The sequence below is a fragment of the Pseudomonas neuropathica genome, assembly GCF_051174785.1.
In the GTDB taxonomy this organism is placed as follows: Bacteria; Pseudomonadota; Gammaproteobacteria; order Pseudomonadales; family Pseudomonadaceae; genus Aquipseudomonas; species Aquipseudomonas neuropathica_A.
Genome location: NZ_CP195111.1, coordinates 1,071,958 through 1,091,667, shown reverse-complemented (window position 1 = coordinate 1,091,667; position 19,710 = coordinate 1,071,958). Strand labels below are relative to the sequence as shown.

General features: G+C 61.4%; 18 protein-coding genes. 11 read left to right on the top strand and 7 right to left on the bottom strand.

What is annotated here, in order from left to right; genetic code table 11:
* The first annotated feature begins 169 nt into the window (after positions 1 to 169).
* The gene (locus ACRRSD_RS04960) at positions 170 to 2,209 is read left to right on the top strand and encodes an NADPH-dependent 2,4-dienoyl-CoA reductase (protein ID WP_242207563.1); all 2,040 of its coding nucleotides are present in this window, start codon (positions 170 to 172) and stop codon (positions 2,207 to 2,209) included.
* 225 nt (positions 2,210 to 2,434) lie between these two features.
* Complete coding sequence (locus tag ACRRSD_RS04955; protein ID WP_435037339.1) at positions 2,435 to 3,361, top strand: 1-aminocyclopropane-1-carboxylate deaminase/D-cysteine desulfhydrase; 927 nt, start codon at positions 2,435 to 2,437, stop codon at positions 3,359 to 3,361.
* Between the two features lie 3 nt (positions 3,362 to 3,364).
* Here ACRRSD_RS04955 and ACRRSD_RS04950 read toward each other — a convergent pair whose 3' ends face one another.
* The 3 genes from ACRRSD_RS04950 to ACRRSD_RS04940 all read right to left on the bottom strand — a co-directional run bounded on the left by ACRRSD_RS04950 (position 3,365) and on the right by ACRRSD_RS04940 (position 6,186).
* On the bottom strand, positions 3,365 to 3,913 hold the full coding sequence (locus ACRRSD_RS04950) for a cytochrome b (protein WP_414869024.1): 549 nt from the start codon (positions 3,911 to 3,913) through the stop codon (positions 3,365 to 3,367).
* A gap of 190 nt (positions 3,914 to 4,103) precedes the next feature.
* Positions 4,104 to 4,931, bottom strand: coding sequence for a phosphonoacetaldehyde hydrolase (phnX, locus tag ACRRSD_RS04945; RefSeq protein WP_435037338.1), 828 nt, complete (start codon positions 4,929 to 4,931; stop codon positions 4,104 to 4,106).
* 145 nt (positions 4,932 to 5,076) lie between these two features.
* Positions 5,077 to 6,186: a 2-aminoethylphosphonate--pyruvate transaminase gene (locus tag ACRRSD_RS04940; RefSeq protein ID WP_435037337.1), complete on the bottom strand. Its 1,110-nt coding sequence runs from the start codon at positions 6,184 to 6,186 to the stop codon at positions 5,077 to 5,079.
* 112 nt (positions 6,187 to 6,298) lie between these two features.
* Here ACRRSD_RS04940 and ACRRSD_RS04935 point away from each other — a divergent pair, with 112 nt between their 5' ends.
* Positions 6,299 to 7,159 carry a LysR substrate-binding domain-containing protein gene (locus tag ACRRSD_RS04935; protein ID WP_435037336.1) on the top strand — a complete coding sequence of 287 codons (861 nt, stop codon included), beginning with the start codon at positions 6,299 to 6,301 and terminating at the stop codon, positions 7,157 to 7,159.
* A gap of 95 nt (positions 7,160 to 7,254) precedes the next feature.
* Here the strand turns inward: ACRRSD_RS04935 and ACRRSD_RS04930 are convergent, their stop codons facing one another.
* A complete protein-coding gene (locus ACRRSD_RS04930; RefSeq protein ID WP_122600513.1) occupies positions 7,255 to 8,127 on the bottom strand; it encodes a LysR family transcriptional regulator in 873 nt (290 codons plus the stop codon).
* A gap of 282 nt (positions 8,128 to 8,409) precedes the next feature.
* On the opposite strand from ACRRSD_RS04930, the gene ACRRSD_RS04925 reads away from it, so the two are divergent.
* Positions 8,410 to 9,735, top strand: a complete 1,326-nt coding sequence (locus tag ACRRSD_RS04925) for an MFS transporter (RefSeq protein WP_435037335.1) — start codon at positions 8,410 to 8,412, stop codon at positions 9,733 to 9,735.
* A 72-nt stretch (positions 9,736 to 9,807) separates the two neighbouring features.
* A complete protein-coding gene (locus ACRRSD_RS04920) occupies positions 9,808 to 11,199 on the top strand; it encodes an FAD-dependent oxidoreductase (protein WP_435037334.1) in 1,392 nt (463 codons plus the stop codon).
* 47 nt (positions 11,200 to 11,246) lie between these two features.
* Here ACRRSD_RS04920 and ACRRSD_RS04915 read toward each other — a convergent pair whose 3' ends face one another.
* Positions 11,247 to 12,644: a type VI secretion system Vgr family protein gene (locus ACRRSD_RS04915; protein ID WP_435037333.1), complete on the bottom strand. Its 1,398-nt coding sequence runs from the start codon at positions 12,642 to 12,644 to the stop codon at positions 11,247 to 11,249.
* 221 nt (positions 12,645 to 12,865) lie between these two features.
* Here ACRRSD_RS04915 and ACRRSD_RS04910 point away from each other — a divergent pair, with 221 nt between their 5' ends.
* Entirely contained in the window at positions 12,866 to 13,570 is a 705-nt protein-coding gene (locus tag ACRRSD_RS04910; RefSeq protein ID WP_007917279.1) for a YebC/PmpR family DNA-binding transcriptional regulator, read from the top strand.
* Positions 13,571 to 13,681: 111 nt separating this feature from the next.
* On the opposite strand, the gene ACRRSD_RS04905 is transcribed toward ACRRSD_RS04910, so the two are convergent.
* Both ACRRSD_RS04905 and zapE read right to left on the bottom strand, forming a co-directional pair.
* Complete coding sequence (locus ACRRSD_RS04905) at positions 13,682 to 14,995, bottom strand: leucine-rich repeat-containing protein kinase family protein (RefSeq protein WP_435037332.1); 1,314 nt, start codon at positions 14,993 to 14,995, stop codon at positions 13,682 to 13,684.
* A 213-nt stretch (positions 14,996 to 15,208) separates the two neighbouring features.
* Positions 15,209 to 16,339 carry a cell division protein ZapE gene (gene zapE / locus ACRRSD_RS04900; protein ID WP_435037331.1) on the bottom strand — a complete coding sequence of 377 codons (1,131 nt, stop codon included), beginning with the start codon at positions 16,337 to 16,339 and terminating at the stop codon, positions 15,209 to 15,211.
* A gap of 287 nt (positions 16,340 to 16,626) precedes the next feature.
* On the opposite strand from zapE, the gene ACRRSD_RS04895 reads away from it, so the two are divergent.
* The 5 genes from ACRRSD_RS04895 (at position 16,627) to ACRRSD_RS04875 (ending at position 19,666) form a co-directional block, all read left to right on the top strand.
* Positions 16,627 to 17,148, top strand: a complete 522-nt coding sequence (locus ACRRSD_RS04895; RefSeq protein ID WP_435037330.1) for a Csu type fimbrial protein — start codon at positions 16,627 to 16,629, stop codon at positions 17,146 to 17,148.
* Positions 17,149 to 17,248: 100 nt separating this feature from the next.
* The gene (locus ACRRSD_RS04890; protein WP_435037329.1) at positions 17,249 to 17,782 is read left to right on the top strand and encodes a Csu type fimbrial protein; all 534 of its coding nucleotides are present in this window, start codon (positions 17,249 to 17,251) and stop codon (positions 17,780 to 17,782) included.
* Between the two features lie 20 nt (positions 17,783 to 17,802).
* Complete coding sequence (locus ACRRSD_RS04885; RefSeq protein WP_034154702.1) at positions 17,803 to 18,339, top strand: Csu type fimbrial protein; 537 nt, start codon at positions 17,803 to 17,805, stop codon at positions 18,337 to 18,339.
* A 4-nt stretch (positions 18,340 to 18,343) separates the two neighbouring features.
* Positions 18,344 to 18,844, top strand: coding sequence for a Csu type fimbrial protein (locus ACRRSD_RS04880; RefSeq protein WP_435037328.1), 501 nt, complete (start codon positions 18,344 to 18,346; stop codon positions 18,842 to 18,844).
* Between the two features lie 33 nt (positions 18,845 to 18,877).
* Positions 18,878 to 19,666 carry a fimbrial biogenesis chaperone gene (locus tag ACRRSD_RS04875; protein WP_435037326.1) on the top strand — a complete coding sequence of 263 codons (789 nt, stop codon included), beginning with the start codon at positions 18,878 to 18,880 and terminating at the stop codon, positions 19,664 to 19,666.
* Positions 19,667 to 19,710: the final 44 nt, after the last annotated feature.

Genomic DNA, 19,710 nt, shown 5'->3' with positions numbered 1-19,710 from the left:
GGTAGGGCGCATGGCTCCGGTTGCCAAGGGGCGCTGCGCATTTCGATCAATAAGTTGTCAGTTACGGTCATTGAGTGACAGCGATGCGACTCTTAGTCTGTCGAACATGACTGACGGGGGCCGCAGAGCGCCCGCAACTTTTCCGTGATTGCTCGTTGTGGAGTTACCGATGACCGCCGCTCATTACCCGCACCTGTTGGCCCCGCTGGACCTGGGATTCACCACGCTGCGCAACCGCACCCTGATGGGTTCGATGCACACGGGCCTGGAAGAAAAACCGGGCGGGTTCGAGCGCATGGCGGCGTACTTCGCCGAACGTGCCCGTGGCGGTGTCGGCCTGATGGTCACTGGCGGTATCGGCCCGAACGACGAGGGCGGTGTGTACTCCGGCGCGGCCAAGCTGACAACCGAAGAAGAAGCGCTCAAGCACCGCATCGTGACCCGCGCGGTGCACGATGCGGGCGGCAAGATCTGCATGCAGATTCTCCACGCCGGGCGTTATGCCTATAGCCCGAAACAGGTTGCGCCGAGTGCGATTCAGGCGCCGATCAACCCGTTCAAGCCCAAGGAGCTGGACGAGGAAGGTATCGAGAAGCAGATCAGCGATTTCGTTACCTGTTCGGTACTGGCGCAGACCGCCGAATACGACGGCGTCGAGATCATGGGTTCGGAAGGTTATTTCATTAACCAGTTCCTCGCCGCGCACACCAACCACCGCACCGACCGCTGGGGCGGCAGCTACGAAAACCGTATGCGCCTGCCGGTAGAGATCGTGCGTCGCGTGCGTGAAGCGGTGGGGCCGAACTTCATCATTATTTTCCGGTTGTCGATGCTCGATCTGGTCGAGGGCGGCAGCACCTGGGACGAGATCGTCACCCTGGCCAAAGCCATCGAGCAGGCCGGTGCGACCATCATCAACACCGGTATCGGCTGGCACGAAGCGCGGATTCCGACCATCGCCACCAAAGTGCCGCGTGCGGCATTCAGCAAGGTTACGGCCAAGCTGCGTGGCTCGGTGAAGATCCCGCTGATCACCACTAACCGTATCAACACCCCGGAAATCGCCGAGCAGATTCTCGCTGAAGGCGATGCCGACATGGTCTCGATGGCGCGGCCGTTCCTTGCCGACCCGGACTTCGTCAACAAGGCCGCTGAAGGTCGTGCGGACGAAATCAACACCTGCATCGGCTGCAACCAGGCGTGCCTCGATCACACCTTTGGCGGCAAGCTGACCAGTTGCCTGGTCAACCCGCGTGCCTGCCACGAAACCGAACTCAACTACTTGCCAGTGCAGCAGATCAAGAAGATTGCTGTGGTCGGTGCCGGCCCTGCCGGTTTATCCGCCGCCACTGTAGCTGCCGAGCGCGGCCACCAGGTGACGTTGTTCGATTCGGCCAGTGAAATCGGCGGCCAGTTCAACATCGCCAAACGCGTGCCGGGCAAGGAAGAATTCTTCGAAACCCTGCGCTACTTCAAGCGCAAGCTGCAGACCACCCACGTTGAGGTGTGCCTGAATACCCGCGTTGATGTGGCGAAACTGGTTGAAGGCGGTTACGACGAAATCATCCTCGCCACCGGTATTGCGCCGCGTGTGCCGGCGATTCCGGGTGTCGACAATGCCAAGGTGCTGAGCTACCTGGACGTGATCCTTGAGCGCAAACCGGTCGGTAAGCGTGTCGCGGTGATCGGCGCCGGCGGTATCGGTTTTGACGTGTCGGAATTCCTTGTGCACGAAGGCGTGGCCACCAGTCAAGATCGTGCGGCGTTCTGGAAAGAGTGGGGCATCGACACGCAACTCGAAGCCCGTGGTGGCGTGGCCGGGATCAAAGCCGCACCGCATGCACCGGCCCGTGAAGTGTTTCTGCTGCAGCGCAAGAAAACCAAGGTCGGCGATGGCTTGGGTAAAACCACTGGCTGGATCCACCGCACCGGTCTGAAGAACAAGCAGGTGCAGATGCTCAACAGCGTTGAATACCTGAGCATCGACGACCAAGGCCTGCACATTCGAATCGGTGAAACCGGCGAGCCACAATTGCTGGCGGTGGACAACATCGTGATTTGCGCGGGTCAGGATCCGCTGCGTGAACTGCACGACGGTCTGGTTGAAGCGGGGCAGAATGTGCACCTGATCGGCGGTGCGGATGTCGCGGCGGAGCTGGATGCCAAGCGCGCGATCAATCAGGGTTCGCGCCTCGCCGCTGAACTTTAAGCTCCGCGCTGAACCTGTGGGAGCGAGCCTGCTCGCGAAGGCGTGGTGTCAGTCGACATATATATTGGCTGACACTCCGCTTTCGCGAGCAGGCTCGCTCCCACAGGGATTGTGTTGTTCACAGATTCGGTGAGCACCACCAAACCATCGTAGGAATGAGCCTGCTCGCGATGGCTGCTGATGAGCGACTAGAATGCTGGCTCTGTCCAGATCGAATCGCCATCCATGCTTTTGCCTCCCTCCGATTGGCTACCCCAAGCCCCTCTCGAACACCTTCACCTCGACTGGCTGACATCCGCCGGTATTGAAGTGGCCATCCTGCGCCTCGACCAGATCGACCCGCTGATCAGCGGCAACAAGTGGTTCAAACTCGTCGAACACCTCAAAGCCGCCGACCGTGCGGGTGCCGAAGGCATCGTCAGCCTCGGTGGTGCGCATTCCAATCATCTGCACGCGTTGGCGGCGGCGGGGAAACGGCTGGGGTTCACAACCGTGGGCCTGTTGCGCGGGCACGCGCAGGAAACGCCGACGGTGCTGGATCTGCAGGCGTTCGGCATGCAGTTGCATTGGATGGGTTACGGCGGCTATCGCGCACGAAACGAGCCAGGCTTCTGGGAGCCTTGGCACGTGCAGTATCCGCATTTGTATGCGGTGCCCGAGGGCGGTGGCGGTTTGTCGGGGGCGCTCGGTTGTGCCGCGATCAAGCAACAGGCGCAAGCGCAATTGGCCACGCTCGGCTGGAGCGATTACCACGGATGGTGGCTGGCTTGCGGCACCGGCACGACACTCGCCGGGTTGGCCCTCGCCGAGGCGGGAGCGCATCCGGTCTTTGGCGCGCTGGCGGTACCTGAAGATCATGGCGTGGCGCCGCAGGTCGAGGCGATTGTTCAGTCAGCTGGTCAGGGCGCCGGTGGCTATGAACTGATCGACGCCAGCCGCGGCGGTTTTGCCAAGGTCGATCCGGCGTTGCTTGAGTTCATCGAACAAACCGAGCAGGCCAGCGGTGTTCCTTTGGAGCCGTTGTACACCGGCAAGGCGTTGCTGGCGCTCAAACAGCAAGTCGAGGCGGGCAGATTCGCAGCTGGCACGCGGTTGATCTTCATTCATACCGGTGGCTTGCAGGGCCGGCGCGGTTTTATCGCCAGCCCCTGACGGTCAACCGCGTTTGGGCATCATCCGCAGCAGGGTGTTATCGCGCACCACATAGTGATGATAGATCCCCGCCAGCGCATGCAGGCCGATCAGCCAGTAACCCACAGTGGCGATCAGTACATGCCAGCCCTCAACCTGTTTGGCGAAATCCTTGTTCTCCGCGACCAGCAGCGGCAGATCAAAGCCATAGAACATCACCTGATGTCCTTCGGCGCTGGTGATCAGCCAGCCCAGAATCGGCATGCTGATCATGAACAGGTACAAGGCCCAGTGCATCAGCCGCGCCAGCACGGTCTGCCATTGCGGCGAGGCGGGGAAGATCTTCGGTGCCGGGCCAATGCTGCGCGCGAGCAGGCGAAACCACACCAGCACAAACACGGTCAGGCCGAGCATGTAATGCACTTCGCGGATCAGCGTGCGCCCGCCACTGCCTTTGGGAAACAGGCCGCGCAACTCCATGCTGGCGTATACCAGCACCAACAACACCAGCATCAGCCAGTGCAGCAACACCGATACGGTGCTGTAGCGTGATTCGGAACTTGTCCACGGCATACGGTATTTCCTCACAGATCAGGGTCAAAACCTGCCGTTCTTGGGCGACGGCATGCTTTAACTGTAATCCGCTTTGGCGGATTTGCCTGAGGCTGATCGGCCTTTCAATGCTCTGAATCAGGGCTTTGCCAATTAAAAACGCCAGCGTCGTGCAGACGCTGGCGTTTTTGTTTGCAGCAAGCGGCAGGAATCAGCTCGATTGCGGCATCTCGCCGTTCTCCAGACGTTTGTTGATGTCGGCAATCACTTCCGGCAAATCGGTGATGGTGTCGATCATGTAATGCGGGCGCGAGCCTTCGAACAGCGCGTGAATACGCTTGCGTTCGCTGGCCAGTTCATCGCTGCCCAAAGCGCGGAAACCGGCGTAATCCAGCCCCAGCGCATTGCCCGAGCAGATCAACGCCACCGTCCACATCCCGGCGCGGCGGCCTTCGAGAATGCCCGGCACGGTGTCGTCGATCTTCACGCAGGCGCCGACGTCGTCGATGCCCAGCGCGATCACGTTGGCCAGGGCCTGCGCCGGCCATGGGCGACCATTCGGCACTTCGTCGGTGGCAACCACGTGATCGGCGACGTAGCCGTTGGTGGCGGCCAGCTCGACGACCTTGTCCATCACTTGTTTCGGATAACCGGAGCAGGAACCGATCTTGATCCCTTGTTGACGCAGGTTGGCGATGGTTTCCAGTGCGCCGGGGATCAGCGCCGAGTGCTCGGCGATCTTCTCGATCTGCAGCGGCATGAAACGCTCGTAGATTGCGGTGACGTCGTCATCGGTCGGCGTGCGGCCGAACGCATTGCGATAACGCTCGGCCACTTGTGGCTGATCGCAGAGGGTGCGGATGTGGTCCCACTTGCCCATGCCCATCGGGCCACGGGCTTCTTCGATGGAGACCTGCACGTCGAACTCGGCGAAGGCTTCGACGAAAATCTGCGTCGGCGCGAACGAGCCGAAATCGACCACGGTGCCGGCCCAGTCGAGGATCGCGGCTTGCAGCTTGTTTGGATTGACGTAGTTCATGGCAATTAAATTCCTGATTTGGCAATGCAATTCAAACTGTGGGAGCGAGCTTGCTCGCGAATGCGGTCTGACAGTCACCATTGATGTCGCCTGAGACGACGCATTCGCGAGCAAGCTCGCTCCCACAGGGGATTAAGGGTGGGTTTTAGATTTCTAGCACTTCCATTTCGCGCAGCACTTCGCCGACCGCCGCCACGGCCTGGCGCATCTGGTCCGGGCTGACATGGCCGATGCAGCCGACACGGAAGGTTTCGACCTGGGTCAATTTGCCCGGATAGAGGATGTAACCCTTGGCCTTGACCCGCTCGTAGAAATCCTTGAACTGATAGCGCGGGTCTTGCGGCGCATGGAACGTGGCAATGATCGGCGCCTGAATCGCCGCCGGCAGGAAACTGCGCAAACCGAGTTTGCCCATCTCATCCATCAGCGCCTGACAGTTGGCGGCATAGCGCGCATGCCGCGCCGGCAGGCCACCTTCTTCGTTGTATTGCAGCAGTGCTTCGTGCAGCGCCGCGACGACGTGGGTTGGCGGGGTGAAGCGCCATTGCCCGGTTTTCATCATGTAGGCGTGCTGGTCGTACAGGTCCATCGCCAGCGAGTGAGAATTGCCAGCGGCTGCGGCCAAAGACTCTTTGCGAGCAAACACGAAGCCCATACCCGGTACGCCTTCCAGGCATTTGCCGGAGGCGGCGATCAGCGCGTCGAACGGCACCTGCTGCGCATCTACCGGCAATGCGCCGAAGGAACTCATGGCGTCGATGATCAGGCGTTTGCCGTGTTGCGCAATGACCTGGGCAATCTCCGCCAGCGGATTGAGAATGCCGGTGCTGGTTTCGCAATGGATCAGCGCGACGTGAGTGATGTCGCTGTCGGCGCGCAGCAGACGGTCGACGTCGGCGGCGGTGGTCGGTTCGTCTTCAGCGGTTTCGAAGGTGCTGAACGAACGGCCAAGCACCTCGCAGATTTTCGCCAGCCGCTTGCCATACGCACCATTGATCAGCACCAGCACTTTGCCGTCACGCGGCACCAAGGTGCCGATCGCCGCTTCGACGGCGAAGGTGCCGCTGCCCTGCAATGGCACGCAGTGGTGAGTCGCGGCGCCGTTGAGGATCGCCAGCAATTGTTCGCAAAGGCTGGCGGTCAGTTGGTTGAAGCGGTCATCCCATGACCCCCAGTCGACCATCATCGCCTGGCGGGTGCGGGCCGAAGTGGTCAACGGGCCGGGAGTGAGCAGGATGGGTTCGGCGATACTCATTCGTGTGTCCTCGGATAGCGCTGTGGGATGAAGCTACGGGGCATACGTTGCAATTCGCCGCTGCATCAATCAAATTGTTTGTTGTTATGCCAGCCATCAGTGAGAGTTATTCATGAACCTGTTCCAGCTCCGCGCCTTCGATGCCGTGGCCCGCGAAGGCAGCTTCACCCGCGCGGCCGCGCGGTTGTTTATCAGCCAGCCGGCAGTCACCGGGCATATCAAGGCGTTGGAGGAGCACTATCAGATCACCCTGTTGCGGCGCACCGCGCGTCGGGTGGAACTGACCGAGGAGGGCACCAGACTCGCCGCGATTACCCGCGCGATGTTTGGCCTCGCGGAAGAGGCGCAGACCATGCTCGAGGCCAACCGGCAGTTGTTGACCGGACGACTGGAGGTGGCGGCGGACGGGCCGCACATGGTCATGCCGATGCTCGCCAGCCTCCGCGCCCGATATCCGGGGATCACGGTGAATCTGCGCTTGGGCAATGCTCAGGAAACCCTCGCGGCGTTGTTGTCGGAACACGCCGATGTGGCGGTGTTGACCGAAGTGAAACCGCGCAAAGGTCTGCATCTGCAAGCGTTGAGCGAATCACGGATTTGCGCGTTGGTGCCGGCAGGGCACCCGTGGGCGATGCGCTCCGGTGAGGTCAAACTCAAGGAGCTGGATCAAGTGATCATGGTGCTGCGTGAGCCGAGTTCGATCACCCGGCGTACGTTTGATCAGGCGTGCGCGCAGGCGTCGATTCATCCGCGGGTGTTATTGGAGCTTGATAGTCGAGAGGCGGTGACCGAGGCCGTCGCTGCCGAGTTGGGCGTTGGTGTGGTGTCCTCGGTGGAGGTCAGTCATGACCCGAGGGTGGTGGCGATTCCGATTGTCGGCGACGGGCTGATGAACCGGCACATGATCGGTTGCATGGAGCGGCGGCGGGAGTTGCGCCTGATTCAGGCGTTCTTTGGTCTTGCGCCAGCCTGATACACCGAGTCGCCCCCTTCGCGAGCAGGCTCGCTCCCACATTGGAATGCAATCTCCTGTGGGAGCGAGCCTGCTCGCGAAGGAGCCATCATGGTTCACACAAGACTCTGGCGGACCATATCGAGGAAGGTCGCCACCACCCGTCGATTGCTTTGTTCACGCAAACACACCAACGTCTCCGTCAGCCGTCGCGTGCAATCGACAATCGGCAACGCACACACCCGCGAATCCGCACCAAATTCCGCCGCCGAAACAACACCCACGCCAATCCCGACCACCACCGCCTCACGCGCCGCTTCCCGTCCCTCGACCTGAATCGCCGGGCGAATACGAAACCCCGCCCGGGCCATTTCCTCTTCCAGCGTCTGTCTTGTCACCGAACCGTGTTCTCGCAGCACCAGCGGCGTGTCATCCAGGTCTGCCAGGCAGATCGATTCACGTTCGGCCCATGGATGATTGCGCGAAACGAACGCCACCATCGGATCGTTACGCAATGGCACGCACAGCAAGCGTTCATCGCTGACATCACGCCCGAGCAGGGCCAAATCCGCCTGATAGTTGAACAGGCGAAACAGTGATTCGTCGGTGTTGCCGGTTTCGATCTTCACGCTGATCCCCGGATAGCGCTCGCAGAACCGCGCGATCTGCGGCAACACGTGCACCGGCGCATCCACTGCGAGAATCAGGCTGCCGGTCTGCAGGGCCTGGGATTCCTGCAGCAGTTCCTGCGCTTCGGCTTCAATTACAAACAGGCGCTGGGTGATCGCCAGTAAGCGCTCGCCCAGGTCGGTCAGGCGCACGGAACGTTTATTGCGGTGAAACAGCAAAACGCCGAAACGCTCTTCGAGCTTGCGCACTTGGTCGGATATCGCCGGTTGCGTGAGAAAAAGGCGCTCGGCGGCTTTGGTGAAGCTTCCATGCACCGCCACGGCGTGGAAGGCTTTGAGTTGGGCGTGGGACACCGACATGAAGTCACCTGATCGATAAGTCAGTAACAAGCTGAGCTTATGTGTGAAATACGATAAATCGATTTTATTTATTAAACAGTAATTGCTTTGATCGGCTCACGCCATCGCTGACTGCCCGTTCGGGCAGCACGGTTGGCCATGAGCCTGGGCGTGCAACAGCAGGACTCATCTGACCGGTATCGCCGTAGGGAAGGGGTGATACCGCAGTGCTCAACAATAAAAACACAGGCGTTTTTCTTAACGATTCTGCCGGCACACTCACACCCTGAGGTCAGAACCACCATGAACAAGCACATCGGCACCATTGCGCGTTGGCGCGTGCAGATTTTCGCGATTACCTGGCTGGCGTACGCGGCTTTCTACTTCACCCGCAAAGCGTTTTCGGTGGCCAAACTGGGTATCGCCGAAGACCCGACCTTCATGCTCGACAAGATGGCCATGGCCAACCTCGATGCGATTTATCTGGCGGCTTATGCCCTCGGCCAGTTCACCTGGGGCATGCTCGCCGACCGCTTTGGCCCAAGGGTTGTGGTGCTCGGCGGTTTGCTGATTTCCGCCGCCGCAGCGCTGGTGATGGGCAGTTTTGCCACGCTGCCGATCTTCGCCACTTGTATGTTGATTCAGGGTTTGGCGCAGTCCACCGGATGGTCGGGGCTGTGCAAAAACCTCGGCAGTTTTTTCCCTTCGCAACAACGTGGGCGGGTGCTCGGGTTATGGAGTTCCTGCTACGCATTTGGTGGTCTGGTGGCGTCGCCGTTCGCCGGTTGGTGGGCGTATACCTTGATGGGCACCTGGCACGCGGCGTTCATTTCCAGTGCGGTGGTGGTCGCCGTGGTGGCGGTGTTGTTCTTTATCTTCCAGCGCAACAAGCCGGAAGACGTCGGCTTGCCGGCGGTAGAGCCGGAACCTGAACTGACGGCGGAAGAAACCGAAGCCAACAGCAAGCTCAGCGTTTGGGAGCCGTTGAAGGAAATCCTGCGTAACCACACGGTGCTGGTGCTGGGCCTGGCGTATTTCATGTTGAAACCGGCGCGTTACGCGATTCTGTTGTGGGGCCCGGTGATTGTCTTTGAACAGATGCCCAGTGTCGGCAAGGTCGGCGCGGCGATCATTCCCACTTCGTTCGAACTGGCCGGGTTGCTCGGGCCGATCCTGATCGGCCTGGCCTCGGACAAACTCTTCGGTGCCCGTCGGATGCCGGCCTGCGTATTGAGCTTGCTGGCGCTGACCGTGACGCTGGCGCTGTTCATGGCCGCGTTGCAGAGCGGCAGCGTCTTGCTGGTGGTCGCGCTGCTGTTCGTCATGGGCCTGACCCTGTACGGCCCGGATTCGATGATCAGCGGCGCCGCCGCGATCGACTTCGGCAAAGCCAAGGCCGGTGCCACGGCGGCCGGTTTCGTCAACGGCTGCGGCTCGGTCGGCGCGGTGCTCGGTGGTCTGCTGCCGGGGTACTTCGACTCGGTGACGGTGTTTATCGTCTTTGCCGGTTGCGCGTTGTTCTCGGCGCTGGTGCTGATTCCACACTGGAACAGTCGCCCGGTTGGCGTGATGGAGCCGCGTGCCTCGATCCCCAATTGCCCGCTGACGATCAAACCCCTGCGTTCCTGAAACCCTGTGCCTCGCGGCCTGCTGCGGCGCTCGCGGCAGGCTGTGGCGTGGCCAACTGACTGGAGAAAACCCATGAGACCGTTTTGGCTGGAGCAGGCCTTGCAGGCCGATACCTCTGAAACCTGCGCGCCGTTGCACGGCGAAGTCCGCGCCGATGTGTGCATTGTCGGCGGCGGCTATACCGGGTTGTGGACGGCAATCATGCTCAAGCAACAGAACCCCGAACTCGACGTGTTGCTGATCGAAGCAGACATCTGCGGCGCTGGCGCCAGTGGGCGAAACGGTGGTTGTGCGCTGTCGTGGTCGGCGAAATATTTCACCCTTGAACGCCTGTTTGGCGTCGAGGAAGCGGTGCGTCTGGTCAAGGAGTCGGAACGTAGCATCCATGCGATCGGCGAGTTCTGTGAGCAGTACGGCGTCGATGCCGACTACCGCCTCGACGGCACGCTGTACACCGCGACCAACCGCGCTCAGGTCGGTTCGACCGACGCGGTGATCACCGCACTGGAGCGTAATGGCATCAACTCGTTCACTCAGCGTCCAGTGGCTGATGTGCAGCGCATGGCCGGTTCGAACAAACATCTGGAAGGCTGGTTCTCGCCGGCGGCGGCCAGTGTGCAACCGGGCAAACTGGTGCGGGGCTTGCGTCGGGTGGCGTTGCAATTGGGCGTGAAGATTCACGAAAACACGGCAATGACCGGGCTGGAGGAGGGACGCCCGGCACGCCTGCAGACACCAAGCGGCAGCATCGTTGCCGACCGCGTGGTGCTGGCGATGAACGCCTGGATGGCCCGTGCCTTCCCGCAATTCGAACGCAGCGTGGCGATTGTTTCCAGCGACATGCTGATCACCGAACCGCGCCCGGATCTGTTGCAGGAAATCGGCCTGACCAGTGGCGTGACTGTGCTTGATTCGCGGATTTTCGTGCACTACTACCACAACACCCCGGACGGCCGGATCATGCTCGGCAAGGGCGGCAACACCTTCGCATTTGGCGGGCGAATGCTATCAGTGTTCGATCAGCCATCGCCCTATGCCGGCCTGCTGAAAAACAGCCTCGCCGACTTCTTCCCGGCGTTTGCCGATGTCAAAGTCGATGCCACCTGGAACGGCCCGTCGGATCGCTCGGTCACCGGTTTGCCGTTCTTCGGCCAGATGAGCAGTGCCGGCAACGTGTTTTACGGTTTCGGCTATTCGGGCAGTGGCGTGGGACCGTGCCACATGGGCGGGCAGATTCTCGCTTCGCTGGTGCAAGGCCTGGACAACCCATGGACGCGTTCGCCGCTGGTCAACGGGCCGCTGGGCTACTTTCCGCCGGAGCCGATCCGTTACCTCGGCTCGCTGATGGTGCGCAACGCCATCCGCCGCAAGGAGCGCGCCGAGGATCACGGGCGACGTCCTCGGCATCTCGACGTGCGCCTGGCGAAATTCGCTGCAGCGGCCGGCAAGGCCGACAAAGCCTGAAGCACTGCTTGCTGATGCAGGCGCTACCGCAGGCTCCTGCAAAAAGATCAGCGGACGTCACTGTCGAGCAGCCAGTCGAGCAACAAGCTGCTGTCGCACGTGGACGCTGGCTCGCGAGGCGTGGGCTTGCGTGAGTTGCCCAAGCAAAGAATCGGCCGGTCGGGGTCGCTGTCGAGGAAACTCACCCACACTTCGCTGCCGGCGCAGGGCAGTTCTTCGACTGCGATCCGGCCATTGGCCCGCGTCATGGCGATGGGCAGCCAGATCGCGTCGTCATCAAGGGTTTGCAGGTGTTGCGAAGGCCACAGCCTGACGGCAACTCGACCCTGTTCATCGAGCTGCGCCGGTTGCCCGGCAGGCCCGAACACCTGCGCCAGGTGATACCCGGCAATGCTTGGGCGGGCTTGTCTGAGCGCTGGACGAAAGTCGCTGGACCACGGCTGGGCGGTGAAGTCGTTGTGGTAGCGGTGCAGGGGCGGCGTCGGGTCAAGAATCGACGGATGTTGCCCGTGATGGCGTAGGGCGGTGAGTCGCCATTGTTCGTTGAAGTGGCTGACCGGATGTGCCGACACTTGCAGCAAATGCCCACTGAGCAAGCCGATCCGGTCGCTGCGGCCGTTGATCGTGCGATGTTGGCAGCGTTGCCGCTCCAGGTGCCGACGGCTGCGCTGTTCGTGGTGACGCTGTTCAAGAGAGGATATCGGCGGCAGGGGATTGGCTGTGATGTGGTTGGCGGCGTGGTCGCGGATCGCCTGCTGCCCTCGATTACGCACGGCATGCAGCGTGGCAATCGGTGCGGCGTGGTGATGCTGGTAAAGCTCACTGACGCAGGGTGATGGTGTTTGCTCGCAGGCCTTGAACGCAACCAGCACCGGCATTTGCGGCAAGCTCAGGCTGTCATCGGCAAACACGACAATGTGCCCGTCCACCCGGTGCTCGAAGTGATAGTGAATGCCTTCCTCTTCGCAAAGCCTGTCCAGCAGCGCCAGATCGCTTTCTTCGTACTGGATGCAAAACGGCCGGATCGGGTACTGCCCGACGCTCATTTCAATCCGGTAGCCGTCAACGGGCAAGGCATTTTCCGTGAGCAATTGCTCAAGGATCTGCGGCACGCTCAATTGCACGAACACGCGCCGTTTGCTCGGCTGGGCCAGCCTCTGCAGGCGCGGCACAACCGTCAGTCGATAGCCGATCCGGTGTGTGCCTCGATGTTCGCAACTGGCGCTGTCGATCATGCCGTGAACCCCATGCTGATCGTCCAGACGCAGAAAGGCCGGTTGGTGCAGAAAGGTACCCGGCGTCACGGCGGGGGCCAGGCCGATCAGCTCGATGTCGAAACGGTAGGGCTGGTTGAGTGCTTCCGCGCCGTGAAAGCGCACCACCGGCAGGCACAGACCGCTGTCGGTCAGGGTCAGGGTAAAAGGACTTTCCTTGTCATTGAGCATTCGAACAGGCTCTGTCAGGCAATACGGGCTTGAGAGGGTACGAAACCACAGCGCTGAATGGTCATGTCAAAGGCGTTTTTCAGAATCCCCCTACAAGCACTGGTGAAGATGTCGATTCTGCATTGTGTTTTTTTGGTCGATTGCCGACTTTAGGCCGTATAAACTTGGCGCCACGCGTCGGCCAATAGATGTCTCGGCGCCACAGATCAAGAGAGTGAGTAATGGGCGCACAGTGGAAGGTTAAACACAAAGAAGCGGCAGCCAACGCCAAGGGCAAGATCTTCGGCAAACTGGTGAAGGAAATCACCATCGCTGCCCGCAACGGTGCCGATACCACCACCAACGCACACCTGCGTCTGGTGGTCGAACAGGCCAAGAAAGCCTCGATGCCAAAAGAAACCCTGGACCGCGCAATCAAGAAAGGCGCCGGTCTGCTGGGTGAAACCGTGCAATACCATCGCGTGACCTACGAAGGCTTCGCCCCGCACCAGGTGCCGCTGATCGTCGAGTGCGTGACCGACAACATCAACCGTACCGTCGCGGAAATCCGCGTGGCGTTCCGTAAAGGCCAACTGGGGGCTTCCGGCTCCGTGGCCTGGGACTTCAACCACGTCGGCATGATCGAAGCTTCGCCGGACACCCCGGACGCCGACCCGGAAATGGCCGCGATCGAAGCCGGTGCTCAGGATTTCGAGCCGGGCGAAGAGGGCGCGACGCTGTTCCTGACCGATCCTACTGACCTCGACGCAGTGCAGAAAGCGCTGCCAGAGCAAGGTTTCACTGTGCTGTCGGCCAAGCTCGGCTACCAGCCGAAGAACCCGGTCAGTGGTTTGAGCGACGAGCAGATGGCTGAGGTTGAAGCATTTCTCGAAGGCCTCGACAACCATGATGACGTGCAGGACATGTTTGTTGGTCTGGCGGGCTGATCGGCTTCGTCAGTGATGGCCTCATCGCTGGCAGGCTAGCTCCCACAGGAGATTTGTGAACGCCACAGATCCAATGTGGGAGCTAGCCTGCTAGCGATTGACCGCGCAGCGTCACAGATCTTCAAGTTGCTTCATGACCTCTCCGAACCCCGGCCGCGCCAGCACATCCGCCTGACAGCAACGCCGCTCCAGCTCTTCAAGCACCGCTCGCTGTTCATCACTCAACCCCGAGTCGATGCGCGCCAGCAATTCCCCCAGCAAAACCCCGAACGCACGCACTTCGATGCGTTGCAATGCGCGGGTTTGGGCAGTATCGGCAATGGCGTGGAACGACGCTCCGCCAAAATCCCCAAGCAGGCAATCGCCGCGCTCATTCAACAGAATGTTGTGCCCGTAGAGATCGCCGTGGGTAATGCCTTGCTGGTGCAGGTGCTCCGCTGCCGAGGCGATGCCTTTGGCAATGTTCAGCGCGACCTCGGCACTGAAACGACAGTCGTCGGCATAAACATCGCGCGAGCAGGACGCCAGGCTCGGCAGATCGGCGAGGTTGCGGAACGACGGATCGATCAACTGCATCACCAATCCTTGCTGGCCGTCGGGATGACCACTGATGCGGCCTTCGATGCGGATCAGATTGGCATGCAGGCCTGCGGTGATGCACGCATTCATTTCGTGCAGCGGCGAGCCGTCGCTGGTCATTTCACCTTTGTACAGTTTCACCGCAACCGGCGTCACTGCGCCATCGTCGCGTTGCCAGCTCGCCCGGGAAATCACCCCCGAGGCGCCTTCACCCAGTCGTTGTTCCAGATGCAGCGCCGACCAAGGGATTTGCGGCGTCGCCTCGAGTGCGGCTGCGTCGGCCTCTGTTTCCAGCGGGTTACCGGCGTAAGCCAGCCAGGTCAGGCTCGGCAGCGCGAGCAGCCACTGCGGCAGCTCGGTCAGGCGGTTGGCGGAGACGCGCAGCAGCTCCATTCGATGGCAGTTGCTCAGGGAGGGCGGCAGCGTTTGCAGGCGGTTGCCGGACAGCATGAGTTTTTGCAGGGCCGGGCGTTCGCCAAGCTCGCTCGGCAGGCTTTCGATACAGTTGTCGGTCAGGATCAGCCAGCGCAACTGTGGCGGCAGGGCGGCACCGGGTACGTTGACGATGCGATTGGCCCTGAAGCCGATCATCGTCAACGCCGCGCATTGGCCGAGGCAGGTCGGCAGTTCGGTGAACGGGTTGTCGGAACAGAACAGCACGCGCAGGCGCGTCAGACGGTACAAATCATCCGGCAGACTGCTCAATTGGTTGCCGCTGAGGTTGAGGATTTCCAGGGTGTCGGCCAGCTCGAAAATCTCGACCGGGAACTCGGTCAGGCCGCAGGACAGATCCAGCCGCGTGATGCCCGACAACTCGCCGGCGCGTAATTGAGCAAGGGTGTGCATGTTGGTGTTCGCTATTGATCAGTGGCGCGCCGCTGAGGCGCTGAGGATGGGCGACATGATAACGGCAAAGTCCGGGTTTGAATTGGACAGGTGGCGAAACTTCAGATGCCTTTGGTGGGAGCGAGCCTGCTCGCGAAAGCGGAGTGTCAGCCGCCGATGTTTTGACTGATAGGGCACTTCGCGAGCAGACTCGCTCCCACTGAAACTGTGTGGTCAGGCGGGTTCGTGCACTTCCTGCAATTGCCCCAACCGGCTGCGTGTGCGTGCCAGATCAATGGCATGGCCGTCGAGGCTTTCGCGCAAGGGCAGGCGACCAATCAACGTCAGATGCTTGTCCTGGTCGTACAACACGTCGATCAGGTTGATGAAGCGCTGTTGCGCGGCGATCGAGCACTCCGCCAGTTCCGGCAGATCATCAATGATCCAGCGATCGAAACGTCGACACAGCTCCAGATAATCCATCACCGCCGTCGGCTGTTCACACAGATCGTTGAAGGTAAAACCGACCCGCCGTTCCTCGCAAAACCGCGCCTGAAACTGCCGGGTGCCGACCGTTAGCGCAACGGTCGGTGCATTTGCAGCTGGCAGATCCAGGGCCGCGCGTTGTGCTGGCGTGGCCGGCCACACGTAATGCCCCTGAGTGAATATCTGCTGCGCAGAGTGGCGTGTATGACTGCGGTAATCATGCGGGCCGCCGACTTCCATCACCTGCATGCGCGTGTTGATCAGTTCGATCACCGGTTTGAACCGGGCGTGATAGAGCGGGTTGGGCAGCAGGCCTTCCGGCGCATAGTTGGAGGTCACCAGCAGCAGAATCCGCCGTTTGAACAACGCTTTGAACAGCCGGGTGATGAGCATGGCATCGCCGATGTCATGCACATGAAACTCGTCGAAACACAGCACCCGACAATCCTCCAGCAGTTCGTCGAGAGTCACTTCGAGGGCATCGTCCTGCTGGCGATGGCTGAACATACCCTGATGCAATTGCGCGAAGAACTGATGGAAATGCAGGCGCCGTTTCTGGGTGATCGGCAAGGCTTGAAAGAAACCGTCGAGCAACCAGCTCTTGCCGCGGCCGACAGCGCCGAACAGATACAGGCTCTGTGGTGTGTGAGCGCTTGCGCCAAGCAAAAGACTCGCCTGCTGCGCCATGCAATCGATGACGCGCTGCTGGCTGTGGCTGAGGGTGTAACCCTGACCGCCGGCCTTGTGCCGGAAGTAATCGCGGATCGACTGACCACTGGCATCATGCCCGGCGCTGGCTGTTAAACCCTTGCCGAACCAGCGCCGCAACGCCGGCCAGCGCTGGATCAGTCGTGATCGTTTCGGCAGGTGGGCAGGCACTGTGGGCGTCTCCGTGTTCGTCAAAACCGGCTCCCGGGAGCACGGCGACACAGTGTAACCAGACGCCGGGCTGGCCAGCCACCACGGCGGATCGACATTGGGCGGTTATTGAACAAGTTTGTCCGGCACGTACAGCTATTTTCAGCGACTTGGCCTGACCACTTGCCAACCTTTCGAAACATATCCCGGGCGATCCCTGGATCCAATCGACTGGCGGAATCGTCGACCGTTGCTAACCTCAATCACAGAAACGACGTCGCAAGCGATCACTGACAAGGAACGGCGCAGTGAATATACGGGTGGTCATGAGCCTGCTGGGGGTATTCGCTGCACCTGTTCATGCGGCGGATCTTCAGGTCGAAGTGCGCGTTGACGTGCAGCGCGGCTGCCAGTTGATCGGCCAACAGCGGGATGCCGGCATCGAGCAATTGGGTGTGCTCGACTTCGGCAGCACCGCACGCCTCGATGATCCCGCCGGGCCGTTGGCTGCCGCGTTGACCAATCAGCGCCTGCCACGGCTGGAGTGCAACCCCGACACGCCGTACCAGATGCGCGTCGATGGCGGCTTGCATGGCGGTGTCGGTGAGGTCCGCTACATGGCCGGTGCGGTCGGCAGCAAACCTGTTCCGTATCGCTTGTATCAGGACGCGGCGCGCCGGGTACCGCTGGTGGTGGATGTGCCTGTCAGCGGGCGGGTGCCGGACAGCGGCACGGTGGAATTACCGCTGTACGCGCGCATCGAGCGCTTGGCTGAGGTGCCGCGAGTCAGCCGTTATTCGGATCTGGTCAAGGTAACGGTGACCTGGTGATCGCGATGGCAACAGGCATCCCGTGGACGCGGGTGCGCAAGGAAGGCGTTCAATGATGAGCGCGGTGATTGAGTCAGCGTAAAGGAGCAGGGACGGCGCAATGACAGGCAAACACTGGATGGTGGTGGCGGCAGGGACGCTGGCAATGCTTGCTGACGACGCGCAAGCGGCAGTCAGCGGGCAGATCAATGCGCGGCTGATCCTGATTGCCGGCTGTGAAGTCACCAACACCAGCACTCCCGCCAGCCCGGTCAGCGACCTCGGCACCCTCGATTTCGGCCTTCAGGGCCCGACCTGGAACGCGCCGATCAAGGCCAGCCTCGGCGGCGACAGCAGTGGCAAACTCAACGTCGCCTGCAATCCTTCGGTCACCGGTTTCACCGTCACCATTGACGGCGGCGCCCACGGTGACGGCAACACCCGGCGCCTGAGCAACGGCCGCCAGACCCTTCCCTATCAGCTGTTTGTCGATCCCTCCGGCGCCCGGAGCTACAGCATCGGCCAGCAACACAATTTCGCTGTCACCAGCGCTGCACAGATACCCATTCCGGTGTTTGGCTCGGTGGTGGCGAATACCCGCGCGGTACCGGCAGGTGTCTATACCGACACCCTGACGGTGACGCTCGACTGGTAACCCCGTAGAGGACGGACACCATGCGTACGTTTGCATCAAGGATAGGTTTGTCGTTGCTTGGCCTGGCGCTGGTTTCCAGTGCCAACGCCGCCACCACGGTCACCGGCCAGATCACCTCCAGCCTGATTCTGATCAGCAGTTGTCAGGTCAACGGTGCTGGCGGCTCCACCGGGCTGAACTTCGGTGCGTTGAACTTCGGCACCGCCAACAGCCTGTTCACCACGGCCACCGGGCAAGTGTTGGGCGGTGGTGGCGGGGCGCTGTCGATTCTCTGCTCCAGCGGCACCACGCCGACGGTCAAGGTGCGCGCGGGTTCCCATGACGGCATGTCACCGGGCGGCACGCGGGCGCTGTACGACGGTGTCGCCAATTACGTGCCGTACGACTTGTACACCGACGCCGGGCACTCGCAACTGCTGGCGATCGACGGGACCATCAACCTTGCTGCCAGCACCGGGGTCGCGCAGACGGTGAACATCTACGGTCAGGCGGTGGGCAAGGCCGGTTTGCCGGCGGGGACTTACACCGATACCGTCGCTGTTGAACTGACGTTCTGATGCCATGCGCCGCCATGGCTGTGCCGCGCTGCTCCTGTTCTGTGCGGGCAGTGCGCCGCCACCGCTGACCGCAGCGACAAGCCAGAGCTTTCAGGTCAGTGCCACGGTCACTGCCGGGTGTCTGGTGGTCGGCGGGGTGTCGAACTATGGCGGGCTGAATTTCGGCTCGCGTTCGGCACTGGCCACCGGCACCGTGCAGGTCGCGCTGACCGGCGGGGTGCAATTGCAATGCACGCCGGGCGTAACGCTGAACATGAGCGTCGATGGCGGCCAGTACAACAACAGCGGCCGGCACATGCAGGTCAACAGCGGCAGCGCGCGGGTGGCGTATGCACTGTTTCGTGATGCGGCGTACAGCCAGAGCCTGGGCATTGGCCAGAGTGTGGCGGTGGCTTACAGCGATGCGAACAACATCAGCCTGCCGATTTACGGTCAGGTGCAATTGCCGGGCAATCAGCCTGGGGGGACGTACAGCGACGTGTTGCAGGTGCAACTGTCGTGGTAAGGCGAAGTTGAATGGCCGACAAGGAGCAGTTTTATGGGGGCAGTTACGTCACGGCATTCGTTCGTGCGTTGCACGATGTGGGCGTTGGTCATACTCGGGGCAAGCAATGCACACGCAGCCAGTTCGGTGCTGATCTGGCCGATCGATCCGGTGCTGGAGGCTGATCAGCAGGCCAGTGCGCTGTGGCTGGAGAACCGTGGCAGCGAAACCGCCAATCTGCAGATCCGCGTGTTCGGCTGGAGCCAGAGTGGGTTCGCCGAGCAATACCAGAACCAGCGCGACGTGATCGGCAGCCCGCCGGTGGCGAAAATCGAGCCGGGGCAAAGACAATTGGTGCGCCTGACCCGAACCAAGGACGTACCGCCGGGCCAGGAGCTGGCCTACCGGATCATCATCGACGAAATTCCTTCCGCACAACCCGCGACCGCTGACGGAGGCAAAACCGCCGCAGCGATCCGCTTCCAGATGCGTTATTCGGTGCCGCTGTTTGCCTACGGCGCGGGGCTGTGGAGCAAGGAGGACAGCAGTCGCGCGCGGGATCCCAAGGGTGTCGGCCTGCCGCAATTGAGCTGGCGCACGGTGGCCGTGGACGGCAAGCCTTATGTCGAAGTGCGCAATCAAGGCGCGGTGCATGCGCGACTGACCGATGTCGCAATCAAGCAGGCCGGGCAGAGCAAACCGTTGGCCGAAGGGCTGCTGGGTTACGTGCTACCCGGCGCAGTGATGCGCTGGCCGGCACCCACGCCGCTGACCAATGAGTCGGCGCTGCAGGTGCGGGTCAATGGCGCGCCGCAGGTGCAGAGCATTACACCTGCCAAGTGAGTGAGTCGTAGCGCTGGCATCTGACGTCGGCGATAGCGGAATCA

Excerpts from the sequence above, each read along its gene's own strand:
- ACRRSD_RS04890 (WP_435037329.1), top strand. The coding sequence starts at position 17,249 with ATGACAGGCAAACACTGGATGGTGGTGGCGGCAGGGACGCTGGCAATG.
- ACRRSD_RS04940 (WP_435037337.1), bottom strand. The coding sequence starts at position 6,186 with ATGAGTATCGCCGAACCCATCCTGCTCACTCCCGGCCCGTTGACCACT.
- ACRRSD_RS04915 (WP_435037333.1), bottom strand. The coding sequence starts at position 12,644 with ATGCTCAATGACAAGGAAAGTCCTTTTACCCTGACCCTGACCGACAGC.
- ACRRSD_RS04955 (WP_435037339.1), top strand. The coding sequence starts at position 2,435 with ATGCTTTTGCCTCCCTCCGATTGGCTACCCCAAGCCCCTCTCGAACAC.
- ACRRSD_RS04875 (WP_435037326.1), top strand. The coding sequence starts at position 18,878 with ATGGGGGCAGTTACGTCACGGCATTCGTTCGTGCGTTGCACGATGTGG.
- ACRRSD_RS04905 (WP_435037332.1), bottom strand. The coding sequence starts at position 14,995 with ATGCACACCCTTGCTCAATTACGCGCCGGCGAGTTGTCGGGCATCACG.
- ACRRSD_RS04920 (WP_435037334.1), top strand. The coding sequence starts at position 9,808 with ATGAGACCGTTTTGGCTGGAGCAGGCCTTGCAGGCCGATACCTCTGAA.
- ACRRSD_RS04925 (WP_435037335.1), top strand. The coding sequence starts at position 8,410 with ATGAACAAGCACATCGGCACCATTGCGCGTTGGCGCGTGCAGATTTTC.
- ACRRSD_RS04910 (WP_007917279.1), top strand. The coding sequence starts at position 12,866 with ATGGGCGCACAGTGGAAGGTTAAACACAAAGAAGCGGCAGCCAACGCC.
- ACRRSD_RS04930 (WP_122600513.1), bottom strand. The coding sequence starts at position 8,127 with ATGTCGGTGTCCCACGCCCAACTCAAAGCCTTCCACGCCGTGGCGGTG.
- ACRRSD_RS04960 (WP_242207563.1), top strand. The coding sequence starts at position 170 with ATGACCGCCGCTCATTACCCGCACCTGTTGGCCCCGCTGGACCTGGGA.
- ACRRSD_RS04950 (WP_414869024.1), bottom strand. The coding sequence starts at position 3,913 with ATGCCGTGGACAAGTTCCGAATCACGCTACAGCACCGTATCGGTGTTG.
- ACRRSD_RS04935 (WP_435037336.1), top strand. The coding sequence starts at position 6,299 with ATGAACCTGTTCCAGCTCCGCGCCTTCGATGCCGTGGCCCGCGAAGGC.
- phnX (WP_435037338.1), bottom strand. The coding sequence starts at position 4,931 with ATGAACTACGTCAATCCAAACAAGCTGCAAGCCGCGATCCTCGACTGG.
- ACRRSD_RS04885 (WP_034154702.1), top strand. The coding sequence starts at position 17,803 with ATGCGTACGTTTGCATCAAGGATAGGTTTGTCGTTGCTTGGCCTGGCG.
- ACRRSD_RS04880 (WP_435037328.1), top strand. The coding sequence starts at position 18,344 with ATGCGCCGCCATGGCTGTGCCGCGCTGCTCCTGTTCTGTGCGGGCAGT.